17 protein-coding genes and 1 pseudogene are annotated in these 17,608 nt (G+C 72.1%); 11 read left to right on the forward strand and 7 right to left on the reverse strand.

All coding sequences use genetic code 11. The features are described 5' to 3' along the window. Window positions 1–141 (forward strand): annotated as a pseudogene (locus tag AB0J36_RS30715) (phytochelatin synthase); the annotation flags it as partial. Window positions 142–195: 54 nt separating this feature from the next. Here the strand turns inward: AB0J36_RS30715 and recQ are convergent. Further along, window positions 196–2,037, reverse strand: a complete 1,842-nt coding sequence (gene recQ / locus AB0J36_RS30720; RefSeq protein WP_357170838.1) for a DNA helicase RecQ — start codon at window positions 2,035–2,037, stop codon at window positions 196–198. Between the two features lie 72 nt (window positions 2,038–2,109). Then, window positions 2,110–2,598, reverse strand: coding sequence for a hypothetical protein (locus AB0J36_RS30725; protein WP_357170840.1), 489 nt, complete (start codon window positions 2,596–2,598; stop codon window positions 2,110–2,112). Between the two features lie 149 nt (window positions 2,599–2,747). On the opposite strand from AB0J36_RS30725, the gene AB0J36_RS30730 reads away from it, so the two are divergent. The 10 genes from AB0J36_RS30730 (at window position 2,748) to AB0J36_RS30775 (ending at window position 11,165) form a co-directional block, all read left to right on the forward strand. Further along, the gene (locus AB0J36_RS30730; RefSeq protein WP_357170842.1) at window positions 2,748–3,596 is read left to right on the forward strand and encodes a DUF5753 domain-containing protein; all 849 of its coding nucleotides are present in this window, start codon (window positions 2,748–2,750) and stop codon (window positions 3,594–3,596) included. 23 nt (window positions 3,597–3,619) lie between these two features. Further along, a complete protein-coding gene (locus AB0J36_RS30735; RefSeq protein WP_357134270.1) occupies window positions 3,620–3,823 on the forward strand; it encodes a DUF397 domain-containing protein in 204 nt (67 codons plus the stop codon). 156 nt (window positions 3,824–3,979) lie between these two features. Next, window positions 3,980–4,885, forward strand: coding sequence for an RNase adapter RapZ (gene rapZ, locus AB0J36_RS30740; RefSeq protein WP_357170844.1), 906 nt, complete (start codon window positions 3,980–3,982; stop codon window positions 4,883–4,885). Next, window positions 4,882–6,033: a 2-phospho-L-lactate transferase CofD family protein gene (locus tag AB0J36_RS30745; protein WP_357134272.1), complete on the forward strand. Its 1,152-nt coding sequence runs from the start codon at window positions 4,882–4,884 to the stop codon at window positions 6,031–6,033. Before rapZ ends, AB0J36_RS30745 begins: the two co-directional genes overlap by 4 nt. Window positions 6,034–6,087: 54 nt before the next feature. Continuing rightward, window positions 6,088–7,068 (forward strand): DNA-binding protein WhiA, encoded by a 981-nt coding sequence (gene whiA, locus AB0J36_RS30750; RefSeq protein ID WP_030337350.1) that lies wholly within the window; start codon window positions 6,088–6,090, stop codon window positions 7,066–7,068. 265 nt (window positions 7,069–7,333) lie between these two features. Continuing rightward, complete coding sequence (gap, locus tag AB0J36_RS30755) at window positions 7,334–8,338, forward strand: type I glyceraldehyde-3-phosphate dehydrogenase (RefSeq protein ID WP_357134274.1); 1,005 nt, start codon at window positions 7,334–7,336, stop codon at window positions 8,336–8,338. Then, a complete protein-coding gene (locus AB0J36_RS30760; RefSeq protein WP_363661455.1) occupies window positions 8,335–9,534 on the forward strand; it encodes a phosphoglycerate kinase in 1,200 nt (399 codons plus the stop codon). The genes gap and AB0J36_RS30760 overlap by 4 nt, the downstream gene beginning before the upstream one ends. Window positions 9,535–9,536: 2 nt before the next feature. Continuing rightward, entirely contained in the window at window positions 9,537–10,328 is a 792-nt protein-coding gene (gene tpiA, locus AB0J36_RS30765; protein WP_357134278.1) for a triose-phosphate isomerase, read from the forward strand. Between the two features lie 95 nt (window positions 10,329–10,423). Next, the gene (secG, locus tag AB0J36_RS30770) at window positions 10,424–10,684 is read left to right on the forward strand and encodes a preprotein translocase subunit SecG (RefSeq protein WP_357134280.1); all 261 of its coding nucleotides are present in this window, start codon (window positions 10,424–10,426) and stop codon (window positions 10,682–10,684) included. Window positions 10,685–10,823: 139 nt separating this feature from the next. After that, window positions 10,824–11,165 carry an RNA polymerase-binding protein RbpA gene (locus tag AB0J36_RS30775; RefSeq protein WP_357134282.1) on the forward strand — a complete coding sequence of 114 codons (342 nt, stop codon included), beginning with the start codon at window positions 10,824–10,826 and terminating at the stop codon, window positions 11,163–11,165. Between the two features lie 54 nt (window positions 11,166–11,219). On the opposite strand, the gene pgl is transcribed toward AB0J36_RS30775, so the two are convergent. The 5 genes from pgl to tal all read right to left on the reverse strand — a co-directional run bounded on the left by pgl (window position 11,220) and on the right by tal (window position 17,608). Further along, the gene (gene pgl, locus AB0J36_RS30780) at window positions 11,220–11,990 is read right to left on the reverse strand and encodes a 6-phosphogluconolactonase (RefSeq protein ID WP_357134284.1); all 771 of its coding nucleotides are present in this window, start codon (window positions 11,988–11,990) and stop codon (window positions 11,220–11,222) included. 124 nt (window positions 11,991–12,114) lie between these two features. Then, on the reverse strand, window positions 12,115–13,131 hold the full coding sequence (locus AB0J36_RS30785; RefSeq protein WP_357397936.1) for a glucose-6-phosphate dehydrogenase assembly protein OpcA: 1,017 nt from the start codon (window positions 13,129–13,131) through the stop codon (window positions 12,115–12,117). Beyond that, entirely contained in the window at window positions 13,128–14,642 is a 1,515-nt protein-coding gene (zwf, locus tag AB0J36_RS30790) for a glucose-6-phosphate dehydrogenase (protein ID WP_357134368.1), read from the reverse strand. The genes AB0J36_RS30785 and zwf overlap by 4 nt, the downstream gene beginning before the upstream one ends. Before the next feature lie 23 nt (window positions 14,643–14,665). Then, a complete protein-coding gene (locus AB0J36_RS30795) occupies window positions 14,666–16,315 on the reverse strand; it encodes a glucose-6-phosphate isomerase (RefSeq protein ID WP_357134288.1) in 1,650 nt (549 codons plus the stop codon). A gap of 117 nt (window positions 16,316–16,432) precedes the next feature. Beyond that, window positions 16,433–17,608: a transaldolase gene (gene tal, locus AB0J36_RS30800; RefSeq protein WP_357134290.1), complete on the reverse strand. Its 1,176-nt coding sequence runs from the start codon at window positions 17,606–17,608 to the stop codon at window positions 16,433–16,435.

Raw genomic sequence — 17,608 nt, forward strand, 5'->3', positions numbered from 1 at the left:
TACATCAGCGTCGTGGGCTACCGCGATGCCGGCAACACCGTGCGGATCGCCGACTCCGCCGATGCGAACACCGCCGCCTACGACATCACCGTCGAACACCTCGCCGACTGGATCGCCACCCGCGGCTACGCCACCAGCTGACAACCACACCGCAAAGGGCCGGACCCCACGGGGTCCGGCCCTTTCGGCATAAGGTCACTCGCCAGCGAGGACGGCCAGGATCTGCTCGCCGTACTTGGCGAGTTTGTTCTCGCCGACGCCGTTGACGCGGGACAGTTCGGCCAGCGAGGTGGGCTCGTCGCTCGCGATCTGGCGCAGCGTCGCGTCGTGGAAGATGACGTACGCCGGCACGCCCTGCTCCTTGGCGGTGGCCGCCCGCCAGGCGCGCAGCCGTTCGAAGACGGACGCGGCGGCCGGGGTCAGCTCGGCCGCGACGGTGGACGAGCCGCGCGGCTTCGACGAGCGGCTCGACGCCGGCTTCTCCGGTTCGCGGCGCATGGTGACGGTACGACGACGGCCAAGCACGTCGGCGCTCGCCTCGGTCAGCGCGAGCGTGCCGTAGTCGCCCTCGACGGCGAGCAGCCCTTCGGCGAGGAGCTGCCGGACCACGCCCCGCCACTCGGCCTCGCTCAACTCCGTGCCGATACCGAAGACGGTCAGCGCGTCGTGACCGTACTGGCTGATCTTGTCGGTCTGCTTGCCGAGCAGGATGTCGACGCAGTGCCCGGCGCCGAACCGCTGGTTGCGTTCGCGGTCGAGGCGGAACACGGTGGACAGCAGCTTCTGGGCGGCGACCGTGCCGTCCCAGGACTCCGGTGGGTTGAGGCAGGTGTCGCAGTTGCCGCAGGCCGAGGTTTCGCTCTCGCCGAAGTATTCGAGTAGCTGCACCCGGCGGCACCGGACCGTCTCGCAGAGCGCGAGCATCGCGTCGAGGTGCGCGGCGAGGTTGCGGCGATGGGCCAGGTCGCCGTCGGACGTCTCGATCAGCTTGCGCTGCTGCACCACGTCCTGCAGGCCGTACGCCAGCCAGGCGGTGGACGGCAGCCCGTCGCGGCCGGCGCGGCCGGTCTCCTGGTAGTAGCCCTCGACCGACTTGGGCAGGTCGAGGTGGGCCACGAAGCGGACGTCGGGCTTGTCGATGCCCATGCCGAAGGCGATGGTGGCCACCATGACCAGGCCGTCCTCGCGCAGGAAGCGGTGCTGGTTGGCGGCGCGGGTCGCCGCGTCGAGGCCGGCGTGGTAGGGCAGCGCGGCGATGCCGTTGGCGGTCAGGAACTCGGCGGTCTTGTCGACCGAGGCGCGGGACAGGCAGTAGACGATGCCCGCGTCACCGGGATGCTCGTCGCGCAGCAGGGCGAGCAGTTGCTTGCGGGGCTCCCGCTTGGGCACGATCCGGTACTGGATGTTGGGCCGGTCGAAGCTGGCCACGAAGTGTCGCGCGTCGTCGAGGCCCAGCCTGCTGGCGATCTCGCGGCGGGTGGCGCTCGTCGCGGTGGCGGTCAACGCGATGCGGGGGACCTGCGGCCACCGCTCGTGCAGCATCGACAGGGCCAGGTAGTCGGGCCGGAAGTCGTGCCCCCACTGCGACACGCAGTGCGCCTCGTCGATCGCGAACAGGGAGATGCGCCCCCGGTCGAGCAGGGCGAGGGTGGACCGGACGCCGAGCGCCTCCGGCGCCAGGTAGAGCAGGTCCAGCTCGCCGGCCACGAAGGCCGCCTCGACCCGGCGGCGGGCGTCGAGGGTCTGCGTCGAGTTGAGGAAGCCGGCGCGTACGCCGACCGCGGTGAGCGCGTCCACCTGGTCCTGCATGAGCGCGATCAGCGGCGACACGACGACCGCGACGCCGTCGCGGACCAGGGCCGGGATCTGGTAGCACAGCGATTTGCCGCCACCGGTGGGCATCAGCACCAGCGCGTCGCCGCCGGCGACGACATGGTCGATGACCTGCTGCTGGAAGCCGCGGAAGGCGTCGTAGCCGAACACCCGGCGCAGCGCCGCCAGCGCGTCGTCGGTCCGCAGCTCGGTCGGGGAAGCCATCCGGGGAGTCTACGAGCCCTCCCCGACAGCATCGCCCGCACGGCGGCCGGCGCGTCCGCCGCGCCGCGACGGTCACTGCGCCGACGTGCCGTCTCCGTCGCCCCAGCAGAGCCCACCGATGCCGGCCGCGCTGTGGAAGCCGGGGTGTCCGTTGACGTCCATGCAGACTTCGTTGTCGGGGCCGCTCCGGCCGCAGAACACCGGCTCGACGTGGTGCCAGGCGTCGGCCCGGGACAGCAGCGCGGCCCCGGCGGCCACCTCGGGGCGCAGGGCGGTCAACCCCTCCGTGTAGACGACGGCCTGGTCGCGGGCCTCCGTCAGGTCCGTCGCCAGGTAGGACAGGTGCAGCGTCCAGCGCCGGGCCGCCGGCCGCTCGCGCTCCGTCGGACCCAGAGCGATGAGGTACGACGACAGTGTCTCCGGCGTTGCCAACGCGAATTCGATGGCGGCCCGGACCCGCTCGGACACGTCGGCCCGGTCGAGCAGGTCGGTCAGGTCGTCCTGGCCGTCACGGGGCCGCCGGGACTCACCATCCCAACGAGACGATCGATTGTCCGTCACGATGCCCTGCCTCTCCGTAGCGGATCCTCGTCAAGAGCCTGGACCAGGCGAGGCAAAAATGCAACGTCGCCATTCTTTGGAAACAGATGCTTGAGGTGTCGTCGCTCTTGGGTAAGAATCGATCACTCACAGTGGAGGTGACGGCGGCGATGGCACAGGTGCCCAGTCCGACGATCAGAGCCCGCCGGCTGCGGCGCGAGTTGCGCCGCCTGCGGGACCGCACCGGGCACACCGCCGAGGAGGTCGCCAAGATCCTGGGCTGGCACCGGACGAAGGTCATCCGCTTCGAACTCGGACACTCGCGGGTGATGCCCAAGGACCTGCCCCCGCTGCTCGACCTCTACGACGCATCCGAGGGCGAGCGGGAGTCGCTGAACGCGCTGCTGCGGCAGTCCCGGCAGAAGGGGTGGTGGAGCGCGTACGGCGACGTGCTGCCGGACGACTTCGTCGGCTTCGAGGCGGAGGCGACGTCGATCAGCGCGTTCGAGTGTCTGTACGTTCCCGGCCTGTTGCAGACGGAGCAGTACGTCCGCGCCATCGTCAGAGCGGGTCGCAGCACCGCCGACCAGGACGAGACCGACCGGCGGGTGGCAGCCCGACTCGCCCGCAAGGCCATGCTCTCGCGCGACGTGCCGCCGAAGCTGTGGATGGTGCTTGATGAGGCGGCTGTCCGTCGCGTCGTGGGTGGCAGGGACGTGATGCGAGCGCAGCTCGCCCGCCTGATCGAGGCATGTGAGCTGCCTACTGTCGAGATCCAGATCTTGCCGTTCGCCGCCGGCGCGCACGCGGGAATGGGCGGCCCGTTCACCCTGCTCGACTATGCCGATCCGAGCCTGGACCCCACCGTCGTCTATCTCGACAACGACTCCAGCACGCTCCTGCTCGAAGAGGAGAGGCACGTCGCCCGATATAGACTCATGTTCGATCACCTCATGGCCAAGGCGCTCGACCCTGACGAGTCGGCTGGCTTCCTGGCACGGGTGGCGGGTGACTACTGACCGGGACGCAAGGGGTTTGACCGATGACGGCTCCGGACACTCCCACGGCCACGTGGTGTAAGAGCAGCCGAAGCAGTGCAAGCGGCTCGAACTGCGTCGAGGTGGCCGTACTCCCCGAGGGGCTGGCGGTGCGGGACTCCAAGGACCCGGGCGGCCCGGCGCTCGTCTTCGGCCGGGACGCCTGGTCGTCGTTCGTGACCGGCCTGCGACGCGATCCGCGCGGCTGAACGTTCCGTCGCCGGAGGGCGGCGCTACCACGCCCCCGGCCCGCCCGCGGCGCGCGGCGGCGGGCGTGCCCGTGCCCACCCCGACCGGCGGGATAGAGTCGCTGATTGACCAATCGCGGCCGATGGCGGCCGCGGCGCCACGTCTTGGGGGTACGGGTGAGCGAGGCGCACACTGTCGGTGACGGGCAGCCGACGGCCGAGTCGGAGACCACCCTGGTGGTGGTCACCGGGCTGTCCGGTGGCGGTCGCAGCACCGTCGCCCGCGCGTTGGAGAACGTCGGCTACTACGTCGTGGACAACCTGCCGCAGGCGCTCATGCTCGACATGGCCGAGCTGGCGTTCAAGGCCGGCGGCGCCGCCCGGCGTACGGCGATGGTCCTGGACGTGCGCTCGCGCGCCTTCTCCACCGACCTGGCGGGGGCGATCCGGGAGCTGAAGGAGCGCGGCTTCTCGCCCCGGGTGGTGTTCGTCGACGCCGACGACGAGGTGCTGATCCGTCGGTTCGAGAGTGTCCGGCGCTCGCACCCGTTGCAGGGTGACGGGCGGCTCGCCGACGGTATCGCCGTCGAGCGCGGGCTGCTGGAGGAGGCCCGCGACCAGGCCGACGTGATCATCGACACCAGCCACCTGAACGTCAACCAGCTCCGCCGGCGCATCGAGGAGCTGTTCGGCGGCGAGGACGCCCGGCGGCTGCGGGTGACCGTGCTCTCGTTCGGCTTCAAGTACGGCCTGCCGCCGGACGCCGACTTCGTGCTGGACGCCCGGTTTCTGCCCAACCCGTACTGGGTGCCGGAGCTGCGCGAGCACACCGGCCGGGAGGAGGCGGTCAGCGCGTACGTGCTGGGGCAGGAGGGCGCGGACGCCTTCGTGGCCTCGTACGCCGACCTGGTCAACGCCACCACCACGGGGTTCGAGCGGGAGGGCAAGCGGTACCTGACCGTGGCCGTGGGCTGCACCGGCGGCAAGCACCGCAGCGTGGCCATCGCCGAGGAGCTGGCCGGCCGGCTGCGTCAGTCGGGGCTGGCGGCGAACGCCCAGCACCGCGACCTGGGGCGGGAATGACGACGCGCCGGGTGGTGGCGTTCGGCGGCGGGCACGGCCTGTCGGCGTCGCTGCGCGCGCTGCGGCACTGCGCCCCCGAACTCGACCTGGACATCACCGCCGTGGTGACGGTCGGCGACGACGGCGGTTCCAGTGGCCGGCTGCGCGCCGAACGGGGTGGCCTGCCCCCGGGTGACCTGCGGCAGGCCCTGGTCGCGCTGGCCGGCGACCATCCGGCCACCCGACGCAGCGCCGGGCTCTTCCAGCACCGCTTCGCGGCGGCGCAGGCTGTCCGCGTACCCCAGCATGCCGGGACCGACGCGGCCCCGGCGGCGCGCGACGCGCCCGGCGTGGGCGCGGACCCGGTTGCCCGAGCGCACGCGACCCCGGCAGCCGGCGACGCGCTGCGGACGGACGCGGACCCGGTTGCCCGAAAGCCGACAGACGCGGACCCGGCGGCGGGTGACGGGGCCCGCGCGGACGGCCTGGCCGGGCACGCGGTGGGCAACCTGGTGCTCAGCGGCCTCATGGAGCTGCTCGGCGACCCGGTGGCGGCGCTGGAGCACGCCGGGGCGATGCTCGGCGCGGTCGGGCGGGTGCTGCCGATGTCGCGCCAGCCGGTCGACATCGAGGCGCGGGTGCGCGGGGTCGACCCGGACGCCCCGGACGAGGTGCGGACCGTGCGCGGTCAGCACCAGGTGGCGGTCACGACCGGGCGGGTCGAGTCGCTGCGCCTGACGCCGGCCGCCCCGGCGGCCTGCGCCGAGGCCCTGGCCGCGATCGGCGCGGCGGACTGGTTGATCTTCGGGCCGGGTAGCTGGTACACGAGCGTGCTGCCGCACCTGCTGGTGCCGCAGTTGGCCGACGCGATCGTGTCCAGCTCGGCCCGACGCCTGGTCACGCTGAACCTGGCCGCGGAGAAGGAGACCCTCGGCCTCTCGGTCGCCGATCATCTGGCGGCGCTGCACTGGTACCTGCCGGAGCTGAAGGTTGATCTCGTGCTGGCGGACGCCAAGGCGGTGGGTGACCCGGAACCGGTCGAACGTGCGGCAGAATCGCTGGGTGCCCGCCTGGTCCTAGCCCCCGTCGCCGTCACCGACGGCACTCCCCGCCATGATCCGGCTGCCCTGGGCGCCGCGCTGGTGCCTGTCCTGGGCGCCGATCGTTAGACACGTACGTAATCACCGGCGACACGCCGGAACAGGTCCGTGAGGGGACGCACAATGGCGATGACGGCTGCGGTCAAGGACGAGCTGAGTCGGGTCGACGTGCCCAAGCCCTGCTGTCGGCGGGCGGAGATGGCCGCGCTGCTGCGCTTCGCCGGAGGGCTGCACATCGTCTCCGGCCGGGTGGTGGTGGAGGCGGAGCTGGACACCGGCGCGGTGGCGCGTCGGCTGCGCCGGGAAATCGCCGAGGTCTACGGCTACCCGAGCGAGATCCACGTGCTCGCCTCCGGCGGGCTGCGCAAGGGCAGCCACTTCATCGTCCGGGTGGTCAAGGACGGCGAGGCGCTCGCGCGGCAGACCGGCCTGCTGGACGTGCGCGGCCGGCCGGTGCGGGGGCTGCCCCCGCACGTGGTGGCGGCGAACGTCTGCTGCGCGGTCTCGGCGTGGCGGGGCGCGTTCATGGCGCACGGCTCGCTCACCGAGCCCGGCCGCTCCAGCGCGTTGGAGATCACCTGCCCGGGGCCGGAGTCGGCGCTCGCGCTGGTCGGCGCGGCCCGCCGGATCGGCATCACGGCCAAGAACCGTGAGGTACGCGGGGTGGACCGGGTCGTCGTCAAGGACGGCGACGCGATCGCCGCGCTGCTCACCCGCATCGGCGCGCACTCCAGCGTGCTGGCCTGGGAGGAACGTCGGGTACGCCGGGAGGTGCGGGCCACCGCCAACCGGCTGGCCAACTTCGACGACGCGAACCTGCGCCGCTCGGCGCGCGCCGCGGTGGCCGCCGCCGCCCGGGTCACCCGCGCCCTGGAGATCCTGGCCGACGAGGCCCCCAACCACCTCACCGACGCGGGGAGGCTGCGCCTGGAGCACCGGCAGGCGTCGCTGGAGGAGCTGGGGGCGCTGGCCGACCCGCCGCTGACCAAGGACGCCATCGCCGGGCGGATCCGCCGCCTGCTGGCGCTGGCCGACAAGCGGGCCCGGGACCTCGGCATCCCGGATACGGAAGCAGCCGTCACACCCGACATGCTCGTGGTCTGATAGGACGGTGGGCCCGTACGGTGCGCCGGGAGCACGCCCCGGCGCGGCGTGCTCCCGCACGCTCGGATAGGGTCGCTGAGTACGGCAAGGGGGCCGACATCGGCACCTCTCGTCGTGCCCACCGCCTCGGGCGGTCAGGTCCTCAGACCGCGCGGCGGGGTGGCCGAGATGAACCGTCGACGGCCGGCTCCAACGGTCGGCGCACACCATTCCCGCCGGCCCGTTGAGTCAAGCCGGCGGACCAGAACGCGAGGAGATGGGACCTGTGACCATCCGGGTTGGCATCAACGGCTTTGGCCGAATCGGCCGTAACTTCTTCCGGGCAGTGCTGGCGTCCGACGCCGACATCGAGGTCGTGGCGGTCAACGACCTGACCGACAACGGCACGCTCGCCCACCTGCTCAAGTACGACAGCATCCTGGGTCGCCTGCCGTACGAGGTGAAGGCCACCGCCGACGAGATCACCGTCGGTGGCAAGACCATCAAGGCGTTCGCCGAGAAGGACCCGGCGGCGCTGGCGTGGGGCGAGGTCGGCGCCGACGTCGTCATCGAGTCGACGGGCTTCTTCACCGACGGCACCAAGGCCAAGGCGCACATCGACGGCGGCGCCAAGAAGGTCATCATCTCCGCCCCGGCGAAGAACGAGGACGTCACCGTGGTCATGGGTGTCAACCACGACACCTACGACCCGGCGAAGCACACCATCATCTCCAACGCCTCGTGCACGACGAACTGCCTCGCCCCGATGGCGAAGGTCCTGCAGGACACGTTCGGCATCACCAAGGGTCTGATGACGACGATCCACGCGTACACCCAGGACCAGAACCTGCAGGACGCGCCGCACAAGGACCTGCGCCGGGCGCGCGCCGCCGCGCTGAACATCGTCCCGACCTCCACCGGCGCCGCGAAGGCCATCGGCCTGGTGCTGCCGGAGCTGAAGGGCAAGCTCGACGGGTACGCGCTGCGGGTGCCGATCCCGACCGGCTCGGCCACCGACCTGACCGTCGAGGTCGGCCGGGAGACCACCGTGGACGAGGTCAACGCCGCGCTGAAGGCCGCCGCGGAGGGCCCGCTCAAGGGCATCCTGGTCTACAACGAGGACCCGATCGTCTCCTCCGACATCGTCACCGACCCGGCGTCGTGCATCTTCGACGCGCCGCTGACCAAGGTCATCGGCAACCAGGTCAAGGTCGTCGGCTGGTACGACAACGAGTGGGGCTACTCGAACCGCCTCGTCGACCTCGTCAAGCTGGTCGGTTCGTCGCTGTGAGCATCCGGACCCTCGACGACCTGCTCGCCGAGGGGGTGTCGGGTCGGCGCGTGCTGGTGCGCGCCGACCTGAACGTCCCGCTCGACAAGCAGTCCGGTGCCATCACCGACGACGGCCGCATCCGCGCGGTGCTGCCGACCCTGGGCGCGCTGGTCGAGGCCGGCGCGAAGGTGGTCGTCTGCTCGCACCTGGGCCGCCCGAAGGGCGCGCCCGACCCGCAGTTCAGCCTGAGCCCGGTCGCCGACCGGCTCGGTGAGCTGCTCGGCGCGCCGGTGCACTTCGCCACCGACACCGTCGGTGACTCCGCCCGCTCGACCGTCGCCGACCTGGCCGACGGCCAGGTCGCCCTGCTGGAGAACCTGCGCTTCAACGCCGGTGAGACCAGCAAGGACGAGGCCGAGCGGGGCGCGTTCGCCGACCAGCTCGCCGCGTTCGGCGACGCGTACGTCGACGACGCGTTCGGCGCCGTGCACCGCAAGCACGCCAGCGTGTACGACGTGCCGGCGCGGCTGCCGCACGTGGCCGGCCGGCTGGTGCTGCGCGAGGTCGAGGTGCTCTCCAAGCTGACCAGCGAGCCCGAGCGGCCGTACGTGGTGGTGCTCGGCGGGTCCAAGGTCTCCGACAAGCTGGCCGTGATCGAGGCGCTGCTGCCGACGGTCGACCGGCTGCTCATCGGTGGCGGTATGTGCTTCACCTTCCTCAAGGCCCAGGGCCTGGAGGTGGGCACGTCGCTGCTGGAGAAGGACATGGTCGAGACCTGCCGCAACCTGCTGGAGCGGGCCGACGGCAAGATCCTGCTCCCGGTCGACGTGGTGGTCGCGGACGCGTTCGCGCCGGACGCCGCGCACGACACGGTCCGCGTCGACGGCATCCCGAGCCACCGGCTCGGCCTGGACATCGGCCCGGAGACGGTCGCCGGCTTCGCCGCCGCCCTGTCCCAGGCGAAGACGATCTTCTGGAACGGGCCGATGGGCGTGTTCGAGATGGCCGCCTTCGCGGCCGGCACCCGGGGTGTCGCCGAGGCGATCACCAAGGCCGACGCGTTCAGCGTCGTCGGCGGCGGTGACAGCGCGGCGGCCGTGCGGGCGTTGGGCCTGGACGAGTCGAGCTTCGGTCACATCTCCACCGGTGGCGGCGCCTCCCTGGAGTACCTGGAGGGCAAGACCCTCCCCGGCATCGCGGCCCTGGAGAACTGAGCATGGCGAGCACGACCCGCCGGCCGTTGATGGCCGGCAACTGGAAGATGAACCTCAACCACCTCGAGGCCAACCTGCTCGTGCAGAAGCTGGCCGCGAGCCTCACCGAGAAGCAGCTCACCGAGGTCGAGACGGTGGTGCTGCCGCCCTTCACCGACCTGCGCACCGTGCAGACGGCGGTCGACGGCGACAAGCTGCTGATCGGCTACGGCGGGCAGGACCTGTCCCCGCACGCCTCCGGCGCGTACACCGGTGACATCTCCGGGCCGCTGCTGGCCAAGCTCGGCTGCACGTACGTGGTGGTCGGGCACTCCGAGCGGCGGGCCTACCACCACGAGGACGACTCGGTCGTCAACGCGAAGGTGAAGGCGGCGCTCACGCACGGCCTGACCCCCATCCTCTGCGTGGGGGAGGGGCTGGACGTGCGCGAGCAGGGCACCCACGTGGCGCACTGCTCCGACCAGCTCGACGGGGGCCTCGCCGGGCTCACGCCCGAGCAGGTACGCCAGGTCGTCATCGCGTACGAGCCGGTCTGGGCGATCGGCACCGGCAAGACGGCCACGCCGGAGGACGCCCAGGAGGTCTGCGGCGCGGTCCGCCAGCGGTTGGCGGAGCGCTTCGACGCCGAGACCGCTGACGCCGTCCGGGTCCTCTACGGCGGCTCGGTCAAGGCGTCAAACGTCGCCTCGATCATGGCCCAGCCGGACGTGGACGGCGGCCTGGTGGGCGGCGCGAGCCTGGACGCGGAGGAATTCGCGCAGATCTGCCGCTTCCCCGAGCACATCGCTCGCTGATCGCTCGCTATTCTGGACACCGCCCGTCCACCGGTCGGTGCCGGAGTGCCCGACCTGTCCGGGCGAGGATCGCTACGAGAGGACTGCCCCCAGCCATGCCGATCTGGTTCGCATACACGTTGATCGTGTTGCTGGTCATCACGAGCATTCTGCTCACCCTGCTCATCCTGCTGCACCGCGGTAAGGGCGGCGGGTTGTCGAGCATGTTCGGCGGCGGTGTCAGCTCCAGCCTCGCCGGCTCCTCGGTGGCCGAGAAGAACCTGGATCGGTACACCGTTCTGGTGGGTGTCGTCTGGTTCGCGGCAATCGTCGGGCTGGGTCTCTGGCTCCGTCTCCAGATGAACAGCGGCACCTGAGCAAGCCCGCCAAGTCGTACAATCTGCGCGCGGTCCGTCACTCGACGGGCCGCGCGCAGTATTTTCTCCGCTGCACCGCGTCGCCCGCCGCCCATCCCCGACGGCGGCGGGTCCCCTCCGACGACAGGAGCGAGCAGCCGTGCCCAGTGGCAATGTCATCCGTGGCGCCCGCGTCGGGTCCGCGCCCATGCGCCCGGACGAGCGGCACCAGCCGGCCCCCCGACAGGCCGTCACCTACTGGTGCCGCAACGATCACCAGACCGACATCAGGATCGCGGCCGACGCCACGGCGCCGCCGCTGTGGGACTGCCCCCGCTGCGGGCTCCCCGCCGGCCTGGACGCCGAGAACCCGCCCGGACGGGTCCGCGCCGAGCCCTACAAGAGCCACCTGGCGTACGTGAAGGAGCGGCGTACCGCCGAGGAGGGGGAGGCGTTGCTGGCCGAGGCCCTCGCCGCGCTGCGCCGCCGACGCGGCGAGTGAAAGGAAGGGCCCCTTATTCAACGCCAGGCGGTAATAAGGGGCCCTTCCTTTCACTCAGCGCAGGCTGCGCAGGCGGGCCGGCACGTCCGCGGCGGCCGCGCGGTCCAGCAACCAGCGGGTACGGTCCACGCCGTGCACCCCGGCGGCCGGGAGCTGCACCGGCCCCGCGCCGGCCAGAGCCATGCCCACCGCGCGTGCCTTGTCGGCGCCGGCGGCCACCAGCCAGACCTCCTCGGCGGTGTTGATCGCCCCCAGGGTGAGGGTGGTCCGCACCGGCGGCGGCTTCGGGCTGCCCCGCACCGCGCTGACCGGCCGCGTGTCGTGGTGCACCGGGTGCTCCGGGAAGACCGAGGCGACGTGCCCGTCCTCGCCCACACCGAGCATCAGCACGTCGAAGTGCGGCAGCGCGGCGTGCCCCGGCCGGGCGGCGCGGGCCAGCTCCTCGGCGTACGCGGCGGCGGCCGCCTCGGGGTCGTTGCCGGCCGGGCCGTCGGAGGCCGGCATGGCGTGCACCCGGGCCGGGTCCAGCGGCACCGAGTCCAGCAGGGCGGCCCGCGCCTGGGTCTCGTTGCGCTCCGGGTCACCGGACGGCAGGAACCGCTCGTCGCCCCACCACACGTCGACCCGGGACCAGTCGACCGCGTCGCGGGCCGGCAGCTGCGCCACCGCCCGGTAGACGGCGGCGGCGACCCGACCACCGGTGAGGACCACCGCGGCCTCGCCCCGGTCGGCCTGGGCGTCGAGCACCTTCACCAGCAGTCGGGCCGCCACGGCCTGCGCCAGCAGATCGGCGTCGGCGTGGACGGCGACACTCGCCTCACTCATGGGTTGTGCCTTCGTTTCCGGACCGCTGGGCGGTCGCTGTCGCGTCGTGCCCGGACGCCGAGCGTCCGGAGGTGGCGGTGCGGGGCCGGGACGGTGCGTCCCGGCCCTGCCGGTGTCGTACTGCTCAGCTCTCGCCGCTCGTGCCGGTGTGCGCGGTGACCCCGGCCTCGGCGCGCTGGGCCGTGGCCGGATCCTTCCAGACGTGCACCCGCTGCGGCGGGCGCTGCTCCAGACCGCGCAGGCCGGCGGTCGCGCCCAACGCCTCCGCGTACACCTGGTCGGCGTCGAGGCGGCGCAGCTCCTCGGCCAGCTCGTCGCCGAGCGGCCGACGGACCAGCGGCAGCGCCCGATCCTCCTGACCGGTCCGCCGGAACACCGCCAGGCTGTCCTCGCGGGTCAGCGTCAGCTTGTCGCCGTTGGCGCAGGTCAGCTGCACCTCGCGCATGCGGGGGAAGTCGTTGGTGTCCACCCGGCGCGGGGTGATGCCGAGCCGGCTGGACAGCCAACCGACCATCAGGGCCGCCGTCGGGTCGCTGGGTGGCGCGACGACGGTCGCCTCGGTGACCTGCTCGCTGGTGGTGTCGAACGCCCCGGCGACCAGGGTCCGCCACGGGGTGATCCGGGTCCACGCCAGGTCGGTGTCGCCCGGGGCGTAGTCCCGGGCCCGCTGGCGCAGCGCCTCCACCGGGTCGGCGGCCTGCGCGGAGTCGGTGATCCGCCGGTCCGCGACCACACCGAGGAAGTCGGTGGCGATCTCCGCGGGCGGCTCACCGTGCCACCAGGTCACCACCGGTACGTCCGGCACCAGCAGCGGCATGACCACCGACTCGGCGTGCAGGGCGAGCCGCCCGTACATCCGGGTGACCACCGCCTCGCACGGGCCGAGACGACCGCCGACCACGATCTCCGCGTCCAGCCGGTTCCGGTCCCGCTCGATGTCGGAGCGGACCACGACCACCAGCCGGCACGGGTGGGCGGCGGCGGCGATGGTCGCCGCCGCCTCCGCCTCGCGCACGCGCTTCTCGTCCACCACCACGATGAGGGTGAGCGCCATGCCGCTGGCCACACCACCGGCGCTACGCCGCTCGGCGGCCAGCGCCTTGACCACCTCGTTGCCGGTGGTGTCCCACAGCCCGATCATGCTCTTCTCCAAGCGCGGCCCTCACGGGCCAGCATCTCGTCAGCCGCCCGTGGACCCCACTCGCCCGCCCGGTACGGCTCCGGGGTGGTACCCACCCAGGCGTGCTCCAGCGGGTCGATGACCTGCCAGCTCTGCTCGACCTCGGCGGCGTCCGGGAACAGCGTGCGGTCCCCGATCAGCACGTCCAGGACGAGCCGCTCGTACGCCTCCGGGCTGGACTCGGTGAACGCCTCGCCGTACTGGAAGTCCATGGCGATGTCGCGGACCTCCATGGTGGTGCCCGGTACCTTCGAGCCGAACTTGAGCACCACGCCCTCGTCCGGCTGCACCCGGATGACCAACTGGTTGTTGCCCAGCGACTCCATGTCGGCGTCGTTGAACGGCAGGTGCGGCGCCTTCTTGAACATGATGGCGACTTCGGTGACCCGCCGGGGGAGTCGCTTGCCGGCCCGGATGTAGAACGGCACCTCGGCCCAGCGCCGGTTCTGGATGCCGAGGCGCACCGCCACGTACGTCTCCGTGGTGGAGTCGGCGGGCACGTCCCGCTCCTCCCGGTAGCCGACCGCGCGCTCGCCGCCCACCCAGCCGGGCAGGTACTGGCCCCGGACGGTGTCCCGGGCCACGTCCTTCGGCAGGGTGATCGCCTTGAGCACCTTCAGCTTCTCGGCCCGGATCTCGTCGGCGTCGAAGCTGGTCGGCTCCTCCATCGCCACCAGGGCCAGGAGTTGGAGCAGGTGGTTCTGCAGCACGTCGCGGGCGGTGCCGACGGTGTCGTAGAAGCCGGCACGGGTGCCGATGCCGACGTCCTCGGCCATGGTGATCTGCACCGAGTCGACGTACTTGGAGTTCCACAGCGGCTCGAACAGGTTGTTGGCGAACCGCAGGGCCAGGATGTTCTGGACGGTCTCCTTGCCCAGGTAGTGGTCGATCCGGAAGACGTCCTGCCGGGTGAACACGTCGTCGACCAGGTCGTTGAGCGCCTTCGCCGACGGCAGGTCGTTGCCGAACGGCTTCTCCACCACGACCCGGCGCCAACCGCCGGACTTGTCGTTGTCGGCCATCCCGGTGCGGGCCAACTGCTTGAGCACGACGGGGAAGGCGGCCGGGGGGATGGAGAAGTAGAACGCCGCGTTACCGGCGATGCCGTGGGTCTGGCGCAGGTCGTCCAAGGTCGAGGCGAGCTGGTCGAAGGCGGCGTCGTCGTCGAACGAGCCGCCCACGAACTTGATGTTGCCGGCCAGCCGCGCCCAGACCTCGTCCCGCCACGGCGTACGGGCGTGCTTCTTGGCCGCCTCGCAGGCCAGGGTCTCGAAGTCACCGTCGCCCCAGTCGCGGCGCGCGAAGCCGAGCACCACGAAACCGGGCGGCAGCAGCCCCCGGTTCGCCAGGTCGTAGACCGCGGGCAGCAACTTCTTGCGGGCCAGGTCGCCGGTCACCCCGAAGATCACCAGAGCGCACGGCTCGGGGATCCGGGGCAACCGGCGGTCCTGCGGGTCGCGTAGCGGGTTCACGCCTTGGGTCACGTCGTCCATCCTCACGTGCGCAGCTGACCGGCCGCGTCGAGCAGTTGGGCGACCCCGGCGGCCCGGTCGGTCAGGTGCAGTCGCAGCACCGGCCGGTCCCGGCCGGCGAGGGCCTGCCGGTCGCCGGCGGCCTGCGCCGCCTGCAACTCGCCGAAGGTGTACGGCTTGCCCGGCACGTCCAGGTCCTCCGCGACCGCGCCGGTCACCTGCAGGTAGCTGCCCACCTGCGGGCCGCCCTTGTGGTACTGGCCGGTGGAGTGCAGGAACCGCGGCCCCCAGCCGAAGGTGACCGGCCGGCCGGACGCGCCGGCCAGCAACGGCCGCAACCCGGCCGTGTCGGCGTCGGCGAACCGGTCGAGGTACGCCATCACCGCGAGGTAACCGTCGTCGCCCAGCCCGTCGAGCAGCCACCGCAGCACCCCGGCCAGGTCACCCGGGGCGCCCTGCGGCGCGTACACCTCGATCGCGCCCTCGGTGAACGACGGCTCCTCCGTCGGCAGCCCCGAGGCCAGGATCTTGTTGGTGTTCTCCTTGGACTCGGTGACGTTCGGCTGGTTGAACGGGTCGATGCCGAGCACCACGCCGGCCACCGCGGTGGCGTACTCCCAGGCCAGGAACTGCGCGCCGAGCGGGCCGTTGACGGCCACGTCCGGGTCGGCGCCGCCGCCGGGCACGTCACCGGCGGCCAGCGCGCCGCCGTAGCTGACGGTCAGCACGTCGGGGCCGGTCGCGCCGGGGCTCTGCGGTGACTCCACGACCACCGGCAGGATGCCCACGCCGGCCTTGCCGGTCGACTCGGCGATGAGCTGCTCGGCCCAGTCGCCCAGACCGTCGATGCCGGTGCCGTCGGACACCAGGGCGACCTTGTCGCGGGCCAGCGTGGCGGCGGCGCCCAGCGCGGCGCCCAGCGCCAGCGCCGGGTTGTCGCTGTCGGCGGCGAGCGACCGGGCCAACGCGTCGGCCTGGTCGATCAGCTCCGACACGTCGACGCCGGCCAGCGCGGACGGCACCAGCCCGAACGCGGTCAGCGCCGAGTACCGGCCGCCCACGTTCGGGTCGGCGAGCACGGTGAACGCGCCCATCTCGGTCGCGGTCGCCTCCAGCGGCGAGCCCGGGTCGGTGACGATGACGAAGTGCCGGCCGGCCTCCGCCTCGGTCATCCCGGCGTCCAGGAACGCCTGCCAGTAGGCGCGGCGGTGGCTGTCGGTCTCCACCGTCGAGCCGGACTTGCTGGCGACCACCACCACGGTGCGTTCCAGCCGGTCACCGAGGGCCGCCCGGACCTGGCCCGGGTCGGTGGTGTCCAGCACCGTCAACGGCCGGCCCAGGGTCCGCGTGATGACCTCGGGGGCGAGCGACGAGCCACCCATGCCGGCGAGCACGACGTGGTCCAGGTCGGCCAGCTCCGCCTTCAGCTCGGCGAGCTGCGCCAGCAGCTCCCGGCTGCGCTGGTGGGTATCCACCCAACCGAGCCGGATCTTCGCCTCGGCCTCGGCGTCCGAACCCCACAGGGTCGTGTCCTTGGCGGCCAGCCGCCCGGGGACGCCGGCCTTGACCAGCGCCTCCCGGGTCGAGGCGGGCGCGGCCTTGTCGACCGCGTCCGCGCCGTAGACGGCGAGCCCGGCGGCGGCCTCCGCCGGCCCGGCAAGAAGATCACTCATGCCGCCACTCCACTTCGTTCCGTGCCGTCATGAGGCGCCTGCACGCTGGGCTTGCCGATTCGCTCGCTGCGCTCGCTCATGCCGCCACTCCACTTCGCTGGGTGCTGATCGGCTCGCTCACGCGCCACCGGCCTTCTCGGCGGCCTTGGCGTTGCCTTCGGCGGCCTTGTTCGGCGCACCCTGGCCCTTCGCCGCGGCCTTCAGCGACTTGCTGACGCCGTCGAGCAGCTCCTGCCAGCTCGCCTCGAACTTCTCCACGCCCTCGCGCTCCAGGGTGACGATCACGTCCGCCATGTCCACCCCGACCGACTCCAGGTCCGCGAAGACCTTCCGGGCCGCGTCGTAGGACCCGGTGACGGTGTCGCCGCGGGTCTCGCCGTGATCGGCGTACGCGTGGATGACCGACTCCGGCATGGTGTTGACCGTTCCGGCGGCGATCAGCTCCTCGACGTAGATGACGTCCCGGTAGTCCGGGTTCTTCGTCGAGGTGGAGGCCCACAGCGGCCGCTGCGGGTGCGCGCCGGCGGCCTCGAGCGCCTTCCAGCGGTCCGAGGAGAAGACCTCGGTGTACCGCTCGTACGCGAGCTGCGCGTTGGCCACGGCGGCCTTGCCGCGCAGCGCCTTGGCCTGGTCCGAGCCGATCTTCTCGAGCCTCTTGTCGACCTCGGAATCCACCCGGGAGACGAAGAACGACGCGACCGAGCCGATGGTGGACAGGTCGTGACCGTTGGCCTTGGCCCGCTCCAGGCCGGCCAGGAACGCCTCCATCACCGCCGAGTAGCGGTCCAGGCCGAAGATCAGCGTCACGTTGACGCTGATCCCCTCGGCGAGCGTGTCGGCGATCGCCGACAGGCCCTCCTCGGTGGCCGGGATCTTGATGAAGAGGTTGGGCCGGTCGACCAGCCACCACAGCGCCTTGGCCTCGGCGACCGTCTTGTCGGCGTCGTGCGCGCTGCGCGGGTCCACCTCGATGGAGACCCGGCCGTCCACGCCGGCGCTGCCGTCGTAGGACGGGCGCATCACGTCGCACGCCCACCGTACGTCGTACGTGGTGAGCATCCGGACGGCCTCTTCGACGTCCACGCCACGGGTGGCCAGGTCGCGAAGCTGCCAGTTGTACTCGTCGGCGTCGCTGAGCGCCTTTGCGAAGATCGTCGGGTTGGTGGTGACCCCGGCCACGTGCTTCTCGCGGCGGAGCTGGTCCAGCCCGCCGGAGCTCAGACGCACCCGGGAGAGATCGTCGAGCCAGACCGCCACACCCGCGGCGGTGAGCTCATTCAGCTTGTCGGTCAT

The sequence above is a fragment of the Micromonospora sp. NPDC049662 genome, assembly GCF_040675055.1.
Classification (GTDB): Bacteria; Actinomycetota; Actinomycetes; order Mycobacteriales; family Micromonosporaceae; genus Micromonospora.

Excerpts from the sequence above, each read along its gene's own strand:
- tpiA (WP_357134278.1), top strand. The coding sequence starts at position 9,537 with ATGGCGAGCACGACCCGCCGGCCGTTGATGGCCGGCAACTGGAAGATG.
- pgl (WP_357134284.1), bottom strand. The coding sequence starts at position 11,990 with ATGAGTGAGGCGAGTGTCGCCGTCCACGCCGACGCCGATCTGCTGGCG.
- secG (WP_357134280.1), top strand. The coding sequence starts at position 10,424 with ATGCCGATCTGGTTCGCATACACGTTGATCGTGTTGCTGGTCATCACG.
- AB0J36_RS30795 (WP_357134288.1), bottom strand. The coding sequence starts at position 16,315 with ATGAGTGATCTTCTTGCCGGGCCGGCGGAGGCCGCCGCCGGGCTCGCC.
- AB0J36_RS30735 (WP_357134270.1), top strand. The coding sequence starts at position 3,620 with ATGACGGCTCCGGACACTCCCACGGCCACGTGGTGTAAGAGCAGCCGA.
- AB0J36_RS30745 (WP_357134272.1), top strand. The coding sequence starts at position 4,882 with ATGACGACGCGCCGGGTGGTGGCGTTCGGCGGCGGGCACGGCCTGTCG.
- AB0J36_RS30785 (WP_357397936.1), bottom strand. The coding sequence starts at position 13,131 with ATGATCGGGCTGTGGGACACCACCGGCAACGAGGTGGTCAAGGCGCTG.
- whiA (WP_030337350.1), top strand. The coding sequence starts at position 6,088 with ATGGCGATGACGGCTGCGGTCAAGGACGAGCTGAGTCGGGTCGACGTG.
- tal (WP_357134290.1), bottom strand. The coding sequence starts at position 17,608 with ATGACCGACAAGCTGAATGAGCTCACCGCCGCGGGTGTGGCGGTCTGG.
- AB0J36_RS30730 (WP_357170842.1), top strand. The coding sequence starts at position 2,748 with ATGGCACAGGTGCCCAGTCCGACGATCAGAGCCCGCCGGCTGCGGCGC.
- recQ (WP_357170838.1), bottom strand. The coding sequence starts at position 2,037 with ATGGCTTCCCCGACCGAGCTGCGGACCGACGACGCGCTGGCGGCGCTG.